This is a genomic window from Hahella chejuensis KCTC 2396 (assembly GCF_000012985.1).
Classification (GTDB): domain Bacteria; phylum Pseudomonadota; class Gammaproteobacteria; order Pseudomonadales; family Oleiphilaceae; genus Hahella; species Hahella chejuensis.
Map to the genome: position 1 here is coordinate 4,812,917 of NC_007645.1, position 18,911 is coordinate 4,831,827.

Annotated in this window: 13 protein-coding genes; 11 read left to right on the top strand and 2 right to left on the bottom strand. The window is 53.8% G+C overall.

The annotated features are described in order from the left end of the window. Nucleotides 1-16: 16 nt before the first annotated feature. Nucleotides 17-1,207, bottom strand: coding sequence for an outer membrane beta-barrel protein (locus HCH_RS21000; RefSeq protein ID WP_158304984.1), 1,191 nt, complete (start codon nucleotides 1,205-1,207; stop codon nucleotides 17-19). An 867-nt stretch (nucleotides 1,208-2,074) separates the two neighbouring features. On the opposite strand from HCH_RS21000, the gene HCH_RS21005 reads away from it, so the two are divergent. The 9 genes from HCH_RS21005 to HCH_RS21050 all read left to right on the top strand — a co-directional run bounded on the left by HCH_RS21005 (nucleotide 2,075) and on the right by HCH_RS21050 (nucleotide 13,204). After that, a complete protein-coding gene (locus HCH_RS21005; protein ID WP_011398446.1) occupies nucleotides 2,075-3,412 on the top strand; it encodes a UDP-glucose dehydrogenase family protein in 1,338 nt (445 codons plus the stop codon). A gap of 126 nt (nucleotides 3,413-3,538) precedes the next feature. After that, complete coding sequence (locus HCH_RS33240) at nucleotides 3,539-5,401, top strand: WecB/TagA/CpsF family glycosyltransferase (RefSeq protein ID WP_011398447.1); 1,863 nt, start codon at nucleotides 3,539-3,541, stop codon at nucleotides 5,399-5,401. Further along, nucleotides 5,398-6,522 (top strand): glycosyltransferase, encoded by a 1,125-nt coding sequence (locus tag HCH_RS21020; protein WP_011398448.1) that lies wholly within the window; start codon nucleotides 5,398-5,400, stop codon nucleotides 6,520-6,522. Before HCH_RS33240 ends, HCH_RS21020 begins: the two co-directional genes overlap by 4 nt. A gap of 41 nt (nucleotides 6,523-6,563) precedes the next feature. After that, nucleotides 6,564-7,874: an O-antigen ligase family protein gene (locus tag HCH_RS21025; RefSeq protein ID WP_011398449.1), complete on the top strand. Its 1,311-nt coding sequence runs from the start codon at nucleotides 6,564-6,566 to the stop codon at nucleotides 7,872-7,874. 70 nt (nucleotides 7,875-7,944) lie between these two features. Next, nucleotides 7,945-8,619 carry a sulfotransferase family 2 domain-containing protein gene (locus HCH_RS21030; protein ID WP_011398450.1) on the top strand — a complete coding sequence of 225 codons (675 nt, stop codon included), beginning with the start codon at nucleotides 7,945-7,947 and terminating at the stop codon, nucleotides 8,617-8,619. Nucleotides 8,620-8,649: 30 nt separating this feature from the next. Further along, nucleotides 8,650-9,681 (top strand): glycosyltransferase family 2 protein, encoded by a 1,032-nt coding sequence (locus HCH_RS32620; RefSeq protein WP_011398451.1) that lies wholly within the window; start codon nucleotides 8,650-8,652, stop codon nucleotides 9,679-9,681. Between the two features lie 130 nt (nucleotides 9,682-9,811). Continuing rightward, complete coding sequence (locus HCH_RS21040; RefSeq protein WP_011398453.1) at nucleotides 9,812-10,798, top strand: glycosyltransferase family 2 protein; 987 nt, start codon at nucleotides 9,812-9,814, stop codon at nucleotides 10,796-10,798. A gap of 35 nt (nucleotides 10,799-10,833) precedes the next feature. Further along, entirely contained in the window at nucleotides 10,834-11,745 is a 912-nt protein-coding gene (locus HCH_RS21045; protein ID WP_158304985.1) for a polysaccharide pyruvyl transferase family protein, read from the top strand. Between the two features lie 37 nt (nucleotides 11,746-11,782). Continuing rightward, nucleotides 11,783-13,204 (top strand): oligosaccharide flippase family protein, encoded by a 1,422-nt coding sequence (locus HCH_RS21050; protein ID WP_011398455.1) that lies wholly within the window; start codon nucleotides 11,783-11,785, stop codon nucleotides 13,202-13,204. 81 nt (nucleotides 13,205-13,285) lie between these two features. Here HCH_RS21050 and HCH_RS21055 read toward each other — a convergent pair whose 3' ends face one another. Then, nucleotides 13,286-14,218 (bottom strand): glycosyltransferase family 2 protein, encoded by a 933-nt coding sequence (locus HCH_RS21055; protein ID WP_011398456.1) that lies wholly within the window; start codon nucleotides 14,216-14,218, stop codon nucleotides 13,286-13,288. A gap of 698 nt (nucleotides 14,219-14,916) precedes the next feature. Here HCH_RS21055 and HCH_RS21060 point away from each other — a divergent pair. Beyond that, complete coding sequence (locus HCH_RS21060) at nucleotides 14,917-16,932, top strand: hypothetical protein (RefSeq protein ID WP_049781047.1); 2,016 nt, start codon at nucleotides 14,917-14,919, stop codon at nucleotides 16,930-16,932. Nucleotides 16,933-17,339: 407 nt separating this feature from the next. Further along, on the top strand, nucleotides 17,340-18,896 hold the full coding sequence (locus HCH_RS21065; RefSeq protein ID WP_011398461.1) for an MBOAT family O-acyltransferase: 1,557 nt from the start codon (nucleotides 17,340-17,342) through the stop codon (nucleotides 18,894-18,896). Nucleotides 18,897-18,911: the final 15 nt, after the last annotated feature.

Here is an 18,911-nt window from a genome sequence, read left to right on the forward strand (position 1 = left end):
TTATCCGCATTTAACTTTAAAACCCTGCATTAACATATATGGTCGCCAGATTGCGTGTATGCGAATAGCTGTCCAATGTTGAATCACGGTCTTTAAAGTTCCATGACGCGCCGACGTTCAACCATTCCCTGAATGCGTAATCCAACGCCAGCGTCGCTTCGGACGTATCGTCCTTACGAGACTCCGGGTCATTTTCGTACACATCGCGGGTCCAGTTGTATCCGACCTTGCTCGTAATCCGATCGTTCCAGTTGTGCGTCCAGGAAGCGCCTACTTGCTTCGCATCGATGAAGTCGCCTCTTCCGTAGGATTCCTCAGCGCTGCGTTCTACCGTAAAACGCAGCTTGGAATAGGGCTTCAAAGCCCAGTCGACAATAGTTTCCCAGCTGGCGCCGGAAAAATCTTCGCGGCTCTCGTCGTCAAAACGCTTTTCCGCGCGACCAACTTTAAAGGTGGCCTTGGTAATGTCCGTCGCCGCCCATGAAATCCCGGCGAGGAACTTGTAATAGTCACTGTCTTTACTGCCGCCGGCGCCGTCCGAAGGAGACGGGTCATTCATGTAATCCGTGTGCGTCCGCGACACATCCAACACCAGACCGGTCTTGTTCCCCACCCGCCAGTAAAAGCCGACGCCGGTTTCGAGAGTGCGACGATCACGCAGACGGGTCTCGTCACGTTGATTGGTGTACTCAGTCTGCGCGCCAGCCAGCTTTAGCGTCAGGCGCCCATCGGAGGTCTTGGAACCGAAAGTGTAGGTTAACGCGGCGGCGGAGCGATCGTACTCAATGAGATCCTCCAGCGGCGCAACATCCGGACCCTGCTTGATGCCGGTGCCGCGATCCTCATGCCCTGCCTCAAAGCGGCCAAGCAGCTCCAGCGTGTTGCGGTGATTCAGCGTCCAGAACGCCTTACCGTTGACGAAGTGATCGATATAGTCGTCAGTATGGGCGCTGGCGTAGCTTCCCGAACTCAGCTTGTATCCCAGATAATAACTGTCATCGCCCTTCAGCGCTTCCAAAGTCACGCCGGTGGAAACGATGGTGACAAACGACTCTTTCTTGTCATCTTTCTGCAAGTAGATATTGTCGTTATATTTTTCCTCGACTTTCACCTGAGGGTAAACATTGACCGGCCCGGCGGAGAAAGAAAAGGGTTCCGCAGCCGCCCACGCTGAAGAGCCGCCCAAAGCGGCGACGCATGCAGCCAAAATACGAAGCTCACCGCGATGGCCGCGGATTGTTTTTTTAATATGCTTGTTAAAGTTAAAAAGAAGTTTAGATTTGGTACTACCGCCAACTGTCATTCTTCATAGTCCTTTAGCATTACTTGAGGTTGTTAGCCCTTAAGACAAACATGATAGTCTATTTCATTTCAGCCATCATATGACCAAGCAGGAAGCATGCCTGCGACGAAAAAGCGCCGCGAGCATTAAAACATGTCCACTCTTAAGTTCATTATGAAAAATTTTATAAGGTTCCACTTACGCGAGTGGGTCGCATTATATCGTTTAATACGGATGAAACCTTATAAAATTCAGCAAGAATGTACTCCTATACGTATAAAAATACGGAATGCCTACACAAGTATTTCCTTTGTACTAGCCAAAAAGTTCTATAAATAACATGGCATTACTTCTGGTATTGTAATAGGCGTCTGTATTCGTCCGTGAAGGCAGCTTTAACACAATAATGTTTTGGAAAGACAATTTCATTTCATGAAAGGAATTTAATGTATCTTCGCGCACAACAGCCTGGCTACGGCGGCCACAGGCCCCGCGCCGCCCCAAAGAGGAGCGGTCGCGACAGAATGTATTCTCCGGGGCTCCATTTTGATGCAAAAAGAGTTTACATCTCAAATTCTTTAAGCAATTTTATGGCGGCCTCAACCTTATACAACCCCGACTCTACTATTCCGGGGTGCGATTAATGAACAATTTCATGCTGTAAGTAAAACCTGTAATAAATCTGGCGTATTTTTTGTAAGTCTTCATTTAAGCGGAATGTCGAATATTATTTGCGCGCCGCCGAATACAAAAAACAGCCAATTGCTGAATTAATCTTCAAGGAGATGAGAATTGAAAGTAACAGTATTTGGAATCGGTTATGTAGGCCTTGTTCAGGCGGCCGTACTTGCCGATGTCGGACACGATGTAATGTGCGTCGATGTCGATGAGGCGAAAGTCGAGAGCCTGAAGAAGGGGATCATTCCAATTTACGAACCCGGCCTGACGCCTATTGTAGAAGCTAACTTTGAATCGGGCCGGCTCAAGTTTACGACTGACGCCAAGCTGGGCGTCGAGCATGCTGAAATTCAGTTCATCGCCGTAGGCACGCCTCCGGATGAAGACGGCTCCGCCGACCTTAAGTACGTGCTGGGCGTCGCCGCCACTATCGCCAGTTACATGACTGCGCCAAAGCTGGTCATCAACAAGAGCACCGTTCCTGTCGGCACTGCGGACAAAGTGCGCGCCGCCATCGCCGCAAAATTAAGCGAGCGCGGCGAAAGCATCGATTTTGACGTCGCCTCCAACCCAGAGTTCCTGAAAGAAGGCGCGGCGGTCACCGATTGTATGAAACCTGACCGTATCGTTGTTGGCTCCGAAAACCCGGCCTCCGTAGAAAAGCTGCGTGAACTCTACGCGCCGTTTAATCGCAATCACGACCGTATGATTGTTATGGACGTACGCTCAGCGGAACTGACAAAATACGCCGCCAACTGCATGCTGGCGACGAAAATCAGCTTCATGAATGAAATCGCCAACCTGGCGGAGAAGCTCGGTGCGGATATTGAGAACGTACGCAAGGGCATCGGCTCCGACCCACGTATCGGCTACCACTTCATCTATCCCGGCTGTGGATACGGCGGTTCCTGCTTCCCGAAAGACGTGCAAGCAATGGTTCGCGCTGCAGACAGCATTGATTTCGACGCGCAATTGCTGAAGGCGGTGGAGTCGGTTAACTATCGCCAGAAAGAAACGTTGTTCAAAAAAGTCAGCGCTTATTTTGACCACAAACTGGAAGGCAAAACCATCGCGTTGTGGGGATTGTCCTTCAAGCCCAATACCGACGATATGCGTGAAGCTTCCAGTCGCGTGTTGATGGAAGCTTTGTGGCGCGTCGGCGCGAAAGTCCGCGCATATGACCCGGAAGCCATGGAAGAAACCCAGCGTATTTACGGCGCCCGCGACGACCTGTCGCTGGTCGGCACCAAAGAGTCCGCACTGCAGGACGCCGACGCGCTGGTTATCTGTACGGAATGGAAGTCTTTCCGCGCGGCGGATTTTGCAATGATCAAGCAAACATTGCGAAGCCCGGTGATTTTCGACGGTAGAAATTTATACGATCCTGAAACTGTGAAAAAACACGGCCTGGATTACTACGGCATCGGTCGCGGCCTCAGCATCGCCCGCTAACCGTATTCGCCGACGGAGCCCTACAGGAAGGGCCCGTCGGCGCGACTCGTCTCACACTTGACGAAGTCGACTGTTTATTAACTCAAACACCAGATATTGATCTAAATAGTTTAAGGGACTGTCAGAATGCTTAACGAAGCCACAACCACCAACGTCGGCGGAATCAAGACCAGTTGTCTCGACCGCAAACAGCTCGCGTTGCTGGTGGGGGAAATCTGCCAAAACTATACTCCGGACCAGTCGGCGTTTTTGATTTTCTCCTCTAATGGGCAGGCGATCTCATTGGCGGGCTCAGATCCCGCCTACCTTGAACTGATGAATAACGTCGATCTGGTGCACGCGGACGGACAAAGCGTAGTGACTTTGTCGCGCTGGTTCTCAGAGCGACCTATCGCTGAGCGCTCGGCCACCACTGACATGATTCACGACATCCCCGTTCACTACGCCCCAACTCTGAAACATTTCTTTTTGGGCGGCCTGAAGGACGTTGTGGAGCAGGCGGCGAAAATCTACAGCGATACTTACGCCAATGCAGAAATCGTGGGCGTACGCGACGGATATTTTTCGGCGGCGGATGAGTTGAACATCGTGGAGGAAATCAACCAGTCCGGCGCAGACGTACTTTGGGTAGGTCTGGGCAAACCCAAAGAACAGGAATTCTGCATCCGCCACAAAGACAAGTTGAAAGTGCCGGTGGTGATCAGCTGCGGCGGCTGCTACAACTTTTTAACCGGACACTATAAAAGAGCGCCGGAATGGGTGCAGAACAACGGTCTGGAATGGGTGCACCGCATGGTCCTCAATCCACGCAAACTGTTCTGGCGTTACTTGATCACTAATCCTCATACGATTTATCTGGCCTATAAAAACCGCTACCGCGGCGACAGAGATACGGAAAGCAAGAAAGTGCTGTTTCTGCTGAAGACGTTCTCCAAAGGCGGTGGCGTGGAACGTGTATCCGCGAATCTGGCCACCAGTTTGAAAGCGCAGGGATACGATCCCGAGTTTTATGTGTTCTTTTCCAAAGAAGAGGACATCAGTCAATTGCGCCAGGACTGGCCGGTTACTTTGGTTGAGCCAAGCCGTAAGAGCCCACTTAAACTTATCAGTGAGTTTTTGAGATTGCGCCGTCATGTGAAGAACAATCGTATTGGCGTCGTCATCTCATCAAAAGAGACAGCCAACCTGATCAGCCTGGTCTCCCTCATGTTTTTGCCGCGGGTCATGAAGTTGTTCACCCGTCACTGCGCTTTTGACGTCTCAGACCAAAAGCTGGCCCCGCGTAGCATCAAAGCGCTGTATTGCATGTACGCGCTGACCCGCAGCCGCATCGTTACGGTCTCTGAAGATCTTGCGCACCAAATCAAGGCGTTCCTGCCCTATAACCGTAACAAGGTCGTAGCGCGGGCCAACCCGATTATTGATGAACGCATCTTCACTCTGGCGCAAGAGTCCGCGCCGATTCAGGGCGACTATCTCTGCGCAGTGGGCAGACTGTGTGAGCAGAAAGGCTTCGACTTGCTGTTGGACGCGTACAAACAGGCGCTGACGCTACAGCCTGCGCTGCCAAAGCTGGTTATCGTAGGAGACGGCGATGATCGCGCCGCGTTGGAGAAACAAGCCGCCGACCTCGGCTTGACTGACAAAGTGATTTTCTATGGCTTCACTCCCAATCCGTACGCGATCATCAAGCACGCCAGACTCTTTGTCATGTCCTCCCGCCATGAAGGCTTGCCGACTGCGTTGGTGGAAGCCATCGCCCTTGGCGTGCCAGTGGTTTCCAGCGACTGCGAAACGGGTCCTCGTGAATTGCTGGACAACGGCCGTTACGGCGGACTGGCGCCGAACCAGAACCCAGCCGCATTGGCGCAGGCCATTGTCGACAACCTGACGACCCCCATCGCGCCAGAGGCGGAAGCGGTGAGCAAATACCGTTACGCCGACGCCGCCGACGCTTACATCAAGCTGTTCGGAGAGCGGATGGCATGAAGACCCAAAGCGTAGCCATCGTCCTGCATGATCTAAGGGGCGGCGGCGCTGAAAAAATGATGGTGCGGCTCGCCAATGCTCTGGCGGAGCAGAATACGGCCGTAACCATGGTTCTACTGACCGAGGGCGGCGTCAACAAGGCGGAGCTGTCCTCAGCAGTGAAGCTGGTGGAGCTCGGCTCCCCGCGCACCCTGAGCTCCGTGCCCAGGCTGGCGGCCTACCTGCGCGAGGCTCAGCCAGATAGAATTCTATCCGCGTTGACCCACGTCAACGTGGCGGCCGCTCTCGCCTGCGCCATGACAGGCATGTTGCGCCGTCTGGTGGTGAGCGAGCGCAACACCTACTCACTGGATAAAAAGGTCAACACTGGTGCGGTGATGAAATTCACCTACTGGCTGGCGCCCAGGATTTATCGCCGTCTGCCGAACCCTGTCATCGCAGTCTCCGGAGGCGTCGCCCGCGACTTGGTTGAGACAGAGTCTCTGCGCCCCAAGGACATTGTCGTCGCACCCAACCCGGTATTGACCGCCAAAGTACTTACAATGATGGATGAGCCCGCCAGTCACCCATGGTTACAAGACCCGGCTACACGTGTGGTGGTCGCGGTTGGACGACTCAGCCATCAAAAAGGATTCGACACGCTTATCCGCGCCTTCGCACAGGTTGCGGACATACCGAACCTGAGACTGGTCATATTCGGTGAAGGTGAGTTACGCGAAGAGTTGAGCGCGCTTGTCAGCCAGCTGCAATTGACGGAAAGAGTCGATCTGCCCGGTTACGCCGCCAACCCTTTGGCTGAGATGAAAGCGGCGGACCTGTTTGTACTGTCTTCGCGGTTTGAAGGAAGCCCTAACGTCCTGGTGGAAGCCATGGCTACAGGCGTTCCTGTCCTGGCGACCAATTGCCCTTCCGGGCCGGATGAAATTCTGGACCAGGGACGCTTGGCGCCACTGGTGCCAGTGGATAACGTCAACGCCATGGCGCAGGCGTTACGCCAATGCATGGAGCAACCCAGCGACAACGCTGAATTGAAAAATCGGGCTGATCGCTATCGCGACGCCCTATCCGCTCAAGCCTACAGTGCGGTATTAAACGGTTCTGTCACTGTCTGGGGGCGCTGAGTACGGATGACATCGGTTAACTGCGAAAACGGGCGTATCCTGTGACGATTACGCGCAATCAGTTAAGAGATTTTTTTCTCGGCCTGGTCATGTTTTATTACTCGGGCTTTATGTCGTTCCTGACCGGACTGGTGTCTGGAGGCGGCAGAAGCGGCCATGGCGGTGCGGAAATGATCGCAGAGTCCGCCAGCGGCAACATGGTGCGCCAGCTGGTGGGTCTCAGCATACTGGCCATAGGCGGTTATTTCGTGCTGCATTTGCGCGACCGCTCCCTGGGCACCTTCGTGTCCCGTCATATTTACTGGCTGATATTGCTCGGCTATATCGTGCTGTCGATTCTATGGTCGGTTGAACCCGGCGTATCAGTGCGCCGCATCATCAGCCTTATGATCGTCTTTGTGGCGGCGCTGGCGCTGTTGCAGGAGTACACACCGGAATACCTGCTCAGCCTCATCGCGAGAATTCTGGGCTGCGCCGCCATCGCCGGGTTGATATACGCGGTGATTTCTCCCCAAAACGGCTTTATTCAAGGCGGACTGCGGGAAGGCGCGCTGCTGGGCATCTTCAGCGACAAAAACGCAGGCGCCCGTTGCTACGTCTACGCCCTCATGACCTTCTACGGCCTGCGTATGTATGAGAGCAGACAGGACAAAATTTTAATCGGCGGCCTGGTGGCGGCGATTATTCTGAGTAATTCAGCCACCGCGCTGGCCATGGTGTTTGGGGGCATGGGCCTGACCACCATCTTCAACGGCAGCCGGGTGATCGGTAACTCCCAGAAGACATTTAACCGTCTTATCGTGGTGACGATGGGCCTGTTGATTGGCGCCGTACTGGCTAACTACTTCTATGAATTGATTCTACTGTCTCTGGGACGCGATCCATCGCTGACCAACCGCACCATCATCTGGGAGCTATTAGGACCCAGTCTGGATGACCGCCCCACTCTCGGCTACGGATACGGCGCATTCTGGGCCAGCGTCTATGTAGAGTCGTTCGTCAAAGTCTGGGGGTTCATCGGCAACGCACATAGCGGATATGTTGAGACGCGCCTCAACGGCGGTTACGTCGGGCTGGTCATTTTGATCGCCACCTTCGTGATGTCTTTCTGGCGCATCGCCCGCGCTTTCACCTTCCACCCTGAGTCATCCGTGTTCGCATTAATGGCGAGCATTCTGCTGATTCAGGCGGCGGTTAACTATATCGGTTTCATCATCCCGAACCACGTGAGCTTCGACATGTTTATGTTCTCGATCATTGTCGTCGTGGCGGGCAAGTATGGGCTTTCGCGAGAACTCTCGCCCACTCCGCTGTACGAAGTGCAGCCGGACCCAGCGGAGGCGCGCGCATGAGTCGCGTCATCCACAGCTGCGCAGGCTTGCGCAGTCGCGTTTTTGATTTGACGCCACAATGGAGTTAGTCATGGTCTCACATGAATTCAAATGCATTTTTATCCATATCCCCAAATGCGCCGGCACCAGCATTGAAAGCGCTTTGGGACATCTTGACGGATACCAGGGACGCAATGGCCAGGACCACAGATCAATCAGGCTGATGGCGAAGCCGCGACTTAGTCTGCGCGCGCTCACATCCAAAGCGCGCCTGCTGGACATCGCGCGCAGCGTGAGGCACCAGCGCCGCAGCGACATGAACCCAAAAAACAAAATCACCGTTTCCGACGAGCAGTATAAAAACTACTTTAAGTTCACCTTCGTTCGAAACCCCTGGGCGCGGGCTTACTCCATGTACAAGAACGTCATTCGCGACGAAGCCCATAAACGCACTTTCGGCATTGAAGGCGACATGTCTTTCAAAGACTTCATGCACGCCTTCGCCGGAAAAGGCATGCTGCGCCCACAAACCTATTGGATCAAGGACGACAACGGCGACATCTCCCTCGACTACGTCGGCCGCTTTGAAAACCTGGAAGCGGATTTCAAGGAAGCCTGTCAGCGCATGGGCGCTCAACACATTGAGCTACCTCACAAAATCAAGGGCGACGGGGAAGATTATCGACAGTATTACGACGAGGAAACCAGACAGTTGGTGAGTCGGATATACAAGGACGAGATCGATTACTTTGGCTACACGTTTTAACAGCCGGCTGCGGCAATCAGGAATACTATCGTGACAACAGCAAACTCCGACATGACCGCAGAAGCGCCATTAGTCTCCGTTATCATGCCCGTCTATAACCGGGAGAAAACGGTTGCCCAGGCGATAGAGAGCGTGCTGGCGCAAACCTTCGCCGACTTTGAATTAATAGTGGTCGACGACGGTTCTACAGACCGCTCGGCGGAAATCGTCAACGGGTTTACGCAAGATGCGCGCGTGCGCTACCGCCTGCAGGAAAATTCCGGCCGGCCTTCCCTCGCCCGCAACAGCGGCCTGAAATTGGCGCGTGGACAGTGGGTGGCGTTTCTCGATTCCGATGACCGCTGGACGCCGGCCAAATTGGAGCGACAAATTGCATTATTGGAGCAATGCGCGGCGCAAGGCGTCAGCCTGGACCTGGTGATCAGCGACTATGAGGTCATGGAAAATGACGTCCTGAAGCATCCGTCCTTCTTCAAAGCCTATAACGTTAACCAGCGCTTGGCGGCGGCTGTCGAGCACACTTTTCCAGACGGCTGGACTTATCGCCAGCGTCCATTCCTGCAAGCGCTCTATGGCCTGGGTTTCGCCGCCACCCAGGCGGTGCTGGTGCGCAGATCGCTATTGGAGCGGGTCGGCGGCTTTGATAGCGAGCTAGTGTTCGCCGAAGACAACGACCTTTGGATGACCATCTCCGAGCAAGGCCGCGTTGGCTGCTCCAAAGGCATCGCCTACACCTACGTGCATCATGGCGACAATATCACCAGTGTTAAGTCAGACCGGTTTTACACCGACACCATCAACGTGCTGTTCAAGCATCTGGCCACCGCCAGGAAGTTAGGGGTGCCGATGGAGCCCCTGAAAGAAAGATACGCCAACTACTACTTATCGCTGTGCCGCAACAGACTGCGCGAGCAGCGCTGGAAAGAGGCGGCTTCGGCCTTTTACAGCGGCTTGCCAGGGCTGACCAGTAAACGCAACTGGAAAATGACCGCGCGCATTGGAGTCACTGCACTGCAAAGTTTGACGACGAAACGCGGGCGGCGGGCGGCGCAGCTGAGTTGAACGTGGAGATGACGCATCGAAGCCAACAAAAGCAAATCAGCGTAGAGAAACCTGATATACGGAATGCCTGCAAAAAGGCCTTTCCGCTTAAACATTTTAGACAACCTCACACCATGGAGCTGGGCGACTTATGACGACAGTGGACATAACCATACTATCCTGGGATCGGCTGGAAGACACCAAAGCCGCGATCGCCAGCGCACTGACGCAAACCGGCGTGGAGCTACGCGTAATCGTTGTGGATCAGGGTTCCAAGCCTGAGAGCCTGAATCAACTGCGCGCATTCTGCCGCCAATATCCGAACGTGGATCTGGTTTGCAACGTTAACAACCTGGGCGTTCCCGGCGGGCGCAACCAGGCCGCTTTTCAGGGTAACGGCGACTATATCGTCGCATTGGACAACGACGCGGAGTTCATCGACGAGCGCCAAATCGCCAATGCCGTGGAAATCATGGAGCGACAGAGAGATCTCGCCGCCATCGGCTTCCGCATTTTGCGCTTTGGCACACGTTGCGAAGACCTGAGCAGCTGGAGCTATACGCAGAACGCCCATGAATGGGGCGAAAAGCCTTTCTACACAACGCATTTCGTCGGCGCCGGCCATATGATTCGCCGCAGCGTCTTCGATCAGGTGAACGGCTATGACGATTCGCTGTTCTTCCTGCAGGAAGAGGCGGAGCTGTCACGCAAGCTGATCAACTGCGGCTACAAAATCCGCTATTCGCCAGAAGTGGTGATCGGCCACAAAGTCGCAGCGGAGCGACGGGTCAATTGGAACGGACCGCGCTGGCGCTTTCATGTACGCAACCGTTTCTATATGGACGTTAAATTCAGAACGCCTTTCGCCTCTTTGTGCCTGGGCACAATGCTCACCTTGTACAAAGGCTTCCGCGCCGGACTGATTCTTGACTCCACCATCGGGTTCATGCAGGGGCTAGGCATGCTTCCACAGGCCATCGCCTCCTGGAAGTTGCCCGGCGTCGCCTCTACGCCGGCTTCCAAAGCCTACATCGCCTCCTGTTCTCAGAACAAAGGCGTTTCTCGATGGAGCCGCATCAGACATCGCTTCAAGAAGGCTGGCGTAGCGCCGGGCCAGCAAGCAGCGGAGAGCAAGTAATGGGACACATCATGGAGTCAACCGGAATCAATTCAATGCAACCCAACCGGGCGCGCTGGCGCGAGCTGAAGGAACAGTTGCTGCTAACCTTCAGTCCCAAATTGCGTGGTAAAAAAGTCGTCTATCTGGATTATCCGCTGCACTTGAATCTGGGCGACCTGCTGATCTACAAAGGCACGCTGACACTGCTTGAGGAGCTAGGCGCGCAAGTGGAAATGAGCTTCTCCACCAGCAACGCAGACCGTTTCTTCCGCACGCGCATTCCGGAGGATTGGGTGCTGTTGTTACATGGCGGGGGCAATTTCGGCGATATCTACAGCATTCATCAGGCGCTGCGGGAAAAAGTAATAAAGCACTTCCCCAACAATCCTATCCTCATCATGCCGCAGTCTGTGCACTTTAATGAGCCGGAGACGTTCCTGCAAAACTGCTCCCTGTACCGGGAGCACAAGAACCTCAAGATGTATGTGCGCGACCAGGAGTCTTTTAACTTCATGTCGCAGGCATTGACGCCGGAACAACTGCTTATGGCTCCGGATATGGCCACCATGCTGATCGATGAATGGACCTGGCCGCAACAAATGCCCGAGCGCACCCTGATGTTCCGTCGCAAAGACTGCGAATCCGTATCCGGGGCCGACGCGGTGGAGGACGCCTTCGACTGGAACTCCCTGTACACGTCCATGGACATGAAAAAGTTTCGCCTCTTCAACCGCGTGTCAGGATTGGAACGCAAGCACGATATCAATCTGTTCACTTCACCGCTGTGGGTGCGCTTCAGCAATGCGCTGATCAATAGAGCGGTGAACTTCTATCAGAATTACGGACAGGTCGATACGGATCGTCTGCATGGCGCGATACTGGCTCTGCTCTTGGGCAAGTCCGTGCTTTTATCAGATAACTGTTACAACAAAATCGACCGCTATATGCGTTGTTGGCTGGTGTAATGGCGTTTTCGTCAGTGTGTAATACGGAGTCAATAGTGTGTTAAACCATCGGGCATGGAAGTTGATGTGGGTTTTCGTTGAGAAATTCAGCATCGTACTCATTTCCGTTTTCACTTTCTTTATCTACGCCAAGCTGCTAGGTCCCGGCGAGCTTGGGCTGGCGCTGTTCGCCCTGTCCATCGGACAGGGCATCGGCGTTATTTACGTGGCTTTCCTGGAAGACCCGTTGGTGCGTCAGGATGATGTTCAGGCTACTCACTTTGACTCCGCCTTCTGGGGCGGGTTAGTAGTGAGCCTGATCACTGCCGCCGCCGTCATGACAGGAAGCCTGTTCGCCACCGACGACGTACGCTTTCAATGGTTGATGCTGATTTCCGTACTGCATATTCCCCTGCTGACCACCGGCCATATTTATGTCGCGGATCTACGACGCAAAGGGAAGTTCAAGTCTCTGGCGAAACGCACCATGGGCGGCAAGCTCATCGGCGCAGCAGTCGGCCTGACCCTGGCCTGGACCGGTTATGGCAGCTTCGCCATCATCGTCCAAAGCGTCATCATGGCGTTCGTAAGTTTAGTGATCATGGTTCGCTCCAGTGAGTTGCACATCGGCTCGCGGTTCCGCATGTCCGTGTTCGGGGAGCTATTGGCCATTGGCTGGCCGCTTGCGCTACGCGGGGCCAGCTGGGACGCTATGAATCGCGGCATCGCCATCATTCTGGGCGTCACCGCCGGTCCCGCCGCAGTGGGCGTTTATGGCCTCGCGCGCCGAATGATAGATATGCCCCGGAGCGCTATCTACGGCGGCTTGCTCAGCTACGCTCTGCCTGCGTTTTCAAGAAACCAGCATGATTTGCCCAACTTACAGAAAATGTTCTGTTTCACCACTCTGACCACCTGCTTCATCGTACTGCCGATGTTTGTAGGCCTGGCTTTGGTGGCGCCTTACCTGATCCCCACCCTGTTCGGCGAGGAGTGGCGGCCGGCGGCGCCGTTGATTCAGATCCTGGCGTTGGTGGCGGCGGTAGGCAACACTCTCATCTATGTGCCCACAGCATTGACGGCAGTGGCCAAGAACAAACTGACGCTGCCTTCTGAATTGATCGCAGCCGGTTCCGCCCTGGCCTTCACCGCAGTAATGGGGGCCGAGATGGGCGCTTTGGCGGGGGCTTGCGCCTTTATCGTGCATACGCTGATCGCCTCGCCGGCGAAAGTGTTTGGGTTGAAAAAAGCGCTACATATCCAACCCAGCGAGTGGCTGCGTACGGTGTACAAGAGCATCATCGCCGCTATCTGCATGGTGGGCGCGGTGTACGTTTTCGTCACCTACTACTCCTCGCTACATCCCGCGTTATTGTCCGCTAATATCATCGCCATCGGCATGGTGACCTATTTGGCGATGTACACCCTGCTGCATAAAACCTGGATCGCAGACCTGAAGGCTTTCCTGATGAAATCGTAAGGGGCGCATAGAGCGAACAAAAAAAGCCGTTCCGGGGATACCGGAACGGCTTTTTATTTTGGTCTGTATTTTAGCAGGCGTTTATCTTTTTCCAGTGATCGCCAACAGCTTCTGACGCCCCATCACCAGAGCCATGGCCGCCAATGCTTTGGGGTGAGAGGCTAAAAGATGTAAATCTCCACAGGCCCACATCTTGCCGCCCATTTCCGCTGATTTCACATAATTGCCGCGGCGGCGATACGCCATTAAAAAGTCAGCGAACATCCACAGTTTCATCTTGGCGACTTCTTTTTTAGGCAGCTTAAATTCGCGCTCCACATGGCGAATAAACTCCAGCTTATGATGCAGGTTCTTCTCCATGTCGTCAGTCAGGTTATCGCCTTCATGATTTTTGATCACCAGAATTTCAGGAACGGTATAACAGCCGCCCGCACGCGCCAAAGTCAGCCAGACGAACCGGTCTTCAGCGAAACGATAGGTCTCGGGAAATCCGCCGACCTGCAGCACCGGGTCTTTCTCACAGATCACACTGGAAGTGCCGTTAATCGTATTCTCCAGAATCAACCCCTCGAAGCTGGGGCCATCCTTCACAATTTTTCTATGCCACTTTACCACTCCGTTACAGGAAGAGGACGTGAATGTGTCCAACATGACGCAATCCTTGCCTTCCCGCACCAATTCGTTCCACTTGGCGATCTGCATCTCCAGCTTGGCTGGCAACCAATCATCGTCAGAGTCCAGGAACGCCAGAATACGGCCGGTCGCCATGGCCATGGCGGTATTTCTCGCAGCGCCGGGGCCCCCGTTTTCCTGCCGTTTGAATTTGATGCGAGGATCATTGAATTCTTTTACGACCGCCTCAGGATCGTCTTTCGAACCGTCGTCCACCACCACAATTTCTCCAGGCAGGACGGTTTGTTTGTATATGCAGTTAAGAGCTTCTCTCAGCTTATCGGCTCTATTGTAGATGGGAATAATAACGCTGATGTCAGCGGCGGATATTTCCTTACTCATGCAGCTCTCTCGTTTCCGTAATTCATGCTTTACCGGAATGCAGTATTGTCGAATGGGGCACACTTTAAGTGCATTAACGATAATTTTCTAATGTTTCATTTCGCGTAAAAAAGTGACGGTATGGAGTCTATTAACAATTGAAACATTAGAAAATCCAGCACTGGCGCGGCGGGCTTAAGACTCTGAAGTAAAATGCGCATAGATTCTCTTACATAAATTTAAGTTTCAACAAGCCTTATACCCTAGGCTTACTGGCCTGGACTATGCCAAGCGGGAAATTTAAGCCTTTTTATCAATGGCTTATAGTAATTACCGAAGCAATAAAAACGCCATACTTGAAACCGCGCCGGAGATTTTTTCGCCGTACCGTCGCGCCTATCGGTTGACGCCCGCCACAAGGTTGGCGTGATAGGCCGCGCATTAAGCTCCTTGTTAATGTTGTCTCGTGGAAAATCAGGTTTTGGCGTCCTATAGTGACTGAAGGTTCTGTTTTTGCAGATAAGTCAGGAACCAGCCGGTTCCTGTTTGATCGTTCCGCCAATGAAAGCCGGGCAAAACCCCGGCTTTATACATTCACCAGGGAGCCGGCCGTCTTGTTGACCGCCAGCTTCGGCACATAGGGATATTTGATCATGAGGCATCGAGTAAACAGCTCCTTCCGTCAAACGATAAATTCACATCGTTTTCGCGGTATAAGTATGTTGTTGAAACTGTTTTACATCGCAGCCATTTGCACCAGCTGCGCTTCGCCACCCATCCAGGAAGAATCGACGGACAAGGAAACCGTCCCTCCTGTCGTCATCGACGACCTTGAACCGCCCTCCGCCGGTCTGGACGCCACCATTACCGCAACGCCCTTGCTGGAGTCCGTCAGTCTGGTTCTGGACGGCAGCACAGACCTGCAGAATATGAATAACAAGGTGTATTACCGCAAGAAAGGAAACGGTAATTGGAAAAACGCCTACCCGCTCGTCGCGGACCCAACTGACGATGCGTTGGCCGGCGGCATTATCGGCTTGGAAGAAAACACTGAATACGAAGTAAAGGTCTCTCTGCTGGAGAGCAACACCGTCATCCAGTCCTTTCAGGCGGAGTTTAAGACCTGGCCCACCGATCCGCCGATCAATCCGGACAAAGTGTACTCCATCGCCGATATCTATGAAGGCGGTATGCTTAACCTGGAAGAATTGGGCATTTCTGGCGAGCCGGGCGGCTGGGCCAAGATTGTCGGCGACGGCCAGACCGTCATTGACGGGGGGTATGATAATTACACCGCCATCAAAATCGGCGCCGCCAGCTATGTCATGTTTGAAAACCTGAAAGTCAAAGGCGGAAGACTGCACGCCATTCACAGCCTCAAAGCGCACCATCTGCGCTTTCGCAACCTGGATGTTTCAGGCTGGGGACGCACTTCCGGCGCGGTTAACGACGGTATCTCCTATGAAAAACCCAGCGACGAAGATCCCATCAATTATGATTCGGCGTTCTGGCTGGAATCCACCGGCGTTGTCGTCGTCGAACGCAGCTACGTGCACGATCCCAGAACCGGCGCCAATACTTGGGAACATGGACACCCTTCCGGTCCCAACGCCTATCTGGTCTCCACCAAACACTCCGAACCCGACTTCAGGGGGCAAGTAGTGTTGCGTTATAACGACTTTGTCGGCGGCGACAAGCACCGCTTCAATGACGTAGTGGAAAGCCGCTCCAACGGCTCCCGAGACGGCGGCTTCATCCGCGATAGCGATATTTACGGCAACTACTTCGCTTTCAGCAACGACGACTTGGTTGAGCTGGATGGCGGGCAACACAACGTACGCTTTTACGGCAATCGCCTGGAAGCCGGTTATAACGGCGTCAGCATCGCTCCCAACATGCGCGGTCCCGGCTTTATCGCCGGCAACCTGATTCACGACCTTGGCGACGAGCGCGGCATGGCTTGGACCGCTTTCAAAGCAGGCGGCCTGACAGTCAAGCCGGAAGGCACAAGTTACCTGTTCCACAATACTGTTTACGCCAAAGCCAACAGCTTACACGGCACGGGTTACTCCGGCGATCGCGCTTTCAACGCTGTTACCCGTAATAATCTTCTGGTCAGCAGCGCCGGATGGTCAGAGCGCCAATACAGTATTCGCGACATTGCACAGGAGCCCGGCTCCGACTTCGACTTCGATCTGCTGTACAGCACGCAGGCGGCGGCGGGCGTCGTCCAGGCCTACGGCGGCGCCGAAGCCAATGGCCTGACCAATGAAACCCCGCACTTCCGCGACGCGCCTGCGGGCAAGTTCAACTTGCTGGAAGAGAGCGCTGCAATTAATAAGGGAACTTATATCGCCAATTACTCCGACGGTTTTTTAGGAGCAGCCCCCGATATCGGCGCGTTCGAATATGGCGTGGCGAAAACGATTCCGGTGCGCCCCATTAAAATCACATCGGACGCGTATCGCGTTGAATTGGACGCACAGTCTCCTGAAACCAGAACGATCAAGCTGAGCAACAGCGGCTCGGACACTGATTTCAAGGTGCTGATCAACCAACACGCGGACTGGATAAAAGTATCGCCTTCCAGCGGCATGATATCCGGAGATGGAACTAAAGATTTGGAGATCAGCATCGATTCGCAGAAGATGGGCGGCTCCGATTCCAGAGCGGGGGCCATCATCATAAAGTTTGATGATGGTTATTCAATTCCCGTTTCTGTATATGCGGATTAACATGACAAGTTAACAACTTTTAGTATATAAGTTTTGCGAACCAAAACAGGGCGTTAAATATATAAAATGCGCCCTGATCGCACCGTTAATTATGAAAGTCTTCTCACTCTTTGATAAGTGAGAAGACTTTTGTCTCTAATGGTCTTTTTATTGCAGCAATCTACTCGTAAACTAACGCCCGTGACGCATTCCTCCCGCCGCCGCACAAGAGGAAAAGCGGACACTTTGTTATTAATTTCATAAGGCGCGGAGCATCAGGCGGCGCTCTGCTCAATTAGAACAACACCCGGATTTAATCCAGCTTCCGCAACCATCAAAACCTGTTTTGACGGCGGCTCCTTATGGATTGAATTTGCTATTGTTTCTGCCTGCGCCCAATTAAATAATGCAGGGACGTTATTTAAAGTATGCTATTTAATTCAAACGAATTTTTATTTGTATTCCTGCCCCTGTCGTTGCTGCTGTTTTATCTGGCGCGTAGAGCGCTGGGGAAACGCCCGGCGTTTATTGTTCTATTCATTCTCTCCCTCGGATTTTACGGCTGGTGGGAATGGCGCTATCTGCCCTTGCTGATCGGCTCGCTGGCGGTCAACCTGTGGATCGCTGAGCGCATACGCACCCGCAAGCGGCGCGGCGACTTGATCGCCGGTCTGTGTTTCAACCTGGGGTTGTTAGCCGTTTTCAAGTACCTCGGGTTTATCGAGGGCAATATTGAAGCCCTGTTCGACATTGAACTGGACTGGCCCAAACTGGCGTTGCCCATTGGCATCTCCTTCTATACGTTCCAGCAGATCGCCTTTTTGGTTGACGTCGCCCGCAGCGACAGCGACGAAGCCACCGACCCCGCCCGCTATGGCCTGTTCGTGAGTTTCTTCCCCCAATTGATCGCTGGCCCTATTGTTCATCACAAGGAAATGATGAACCAATTCGAAGCGCCGCCCTCCAACGACAAACTGATGCGACTCGCCGCCGTCGGCCTGGCGATTTTCGCCATTGGTCTGGCGAAGAAAACCATGATCGCAGACCCACTGGGCGCATTCGCGACGCCGTTCTTCGCCCGAGCCGCTGAAGGCGGAGATATTCACTTCTTTATCGCATGGGCCGCCGCCCTCGCCTACACCTTCCAGATCTACTTCGATTTCTGCGGCTATTCGGAAATGGCGATAGGTCTGGCGATGCTGTTCGGCGTAAAGCTGCCCGCCAACTTCAATTCGCCTTATAAGTCACGCTCCATTATTGATTTTTGGCGCCGCTGGCACATGACCTTATCGCGGTTTTTACGGGACTATCTCTACTTCCCGCTGGGCGGCGGAAGGGTATCGCGCTGGCGCCGCTATATCAATCTGATGATTGTCATGCTGGTAGGCGGGCTCTGGCACGGCGCCTCCTGGACTTTCGTCATCTGGGGCGGCCTGCACGGTTCTTATCTGATGATCAACCATGGCTGGCGCGCCATCGCCGACAAGCCAGCATTGAAACCTCTGAAAGGCTTGATCGGAAATCTGTCCCTACCGATTACCTTCTTCTCTGTGGTTATCGCCTGGGTGGTGTTTCGCGCAGAGAGCTTCGACGCCGCCATGGCCTTTTATAACGCGATGTTTGGCTTCCATGGTTTTTCCGCGCCGGAAGAGTTCCGCCCGTTGGTTGAAGCATTGGGATTGCAGAACTCCGTATTCCTGTTCGCAGAGAACTACCGCACGGACTTCTATATGGGGCTGATCTGGACATTGGGCGCCGCCGCTATCGCATTTTTTGCTCCCAGCACTTTGGAGCTGCTGCGTTCGGAGCGTCCAACAGCGGACTTCGACGAGATCGAACCCTCATTGCCTGCGCCACGCCGCTACCTGCCTTCGCTGGTCAGCATGCGCGCCTGGAGTTCGGTAGCAGTGGGCGTATTGCTCTATATTTCCCTGCGCGCCATCAACGCCGCGGCGGAAACCGAATTCCTTTACTTCCAGTTTTAAAGCATCAGGACCCGT

Bases quoted from the DNA above. Each gene is read 5' to 3' on its own strand.
- HCH_RS33240 (WP_011398447.1), top strand. From the start codon at position 3,539: ATGCTTAACGAAGCCACAACCACCAACGTCGGCGGAATCAAGACCAGT.
- HCH_RS21020 (WP_011398448.1), top strand. From the start codon at position 5,398: ATGAAGACCCAAAGCGTAGCCATCGTCCTGCATGATCTAAGGGGCGGC.
- HCH_RS21030 (WP_011398450.1), top strand. From the start codon at position 7,945: ATGGTCTCACATGAATTCAAATGCATTTTTATCCATATCCCCAAATGC.
- HCH_RS21040 (WP_011398453.1), top strand. From the start codon at position 9,812: ATGACGACAGTGGACATAACCATACTATCCTGGGATCGGCTGGAAGAC.
- HCH_RS21045 (WP_158304985.1), top strand. From the start codon at position 10,834: ATGCAACCCAACCGGGCGCGCTGGCGCGAGCTGAAGGAACAGTTGCTG.
- HCH_RS21055 (WP_011398456.1), bottom strand. From the start codon at position 14,218: ATGAGTAAGGAAATATCCGCCGCTGACATCAGCGTTATTATTCCCATC.
- HCH_RS21060 (WP_049781047.1), top strand. From the start codon at position 14,917: ATGTTGTTGAAACTGTTTTACATCGCAGCCATTTGCACCAGCTGCGCT.
- HCH_RS21065 (WP_011398461.1), top strand. From the start codon at position 17,340: ATGCTATTTAATTCAAACGAATTTTTATTTGTATTCCTGCCCCTGTCG.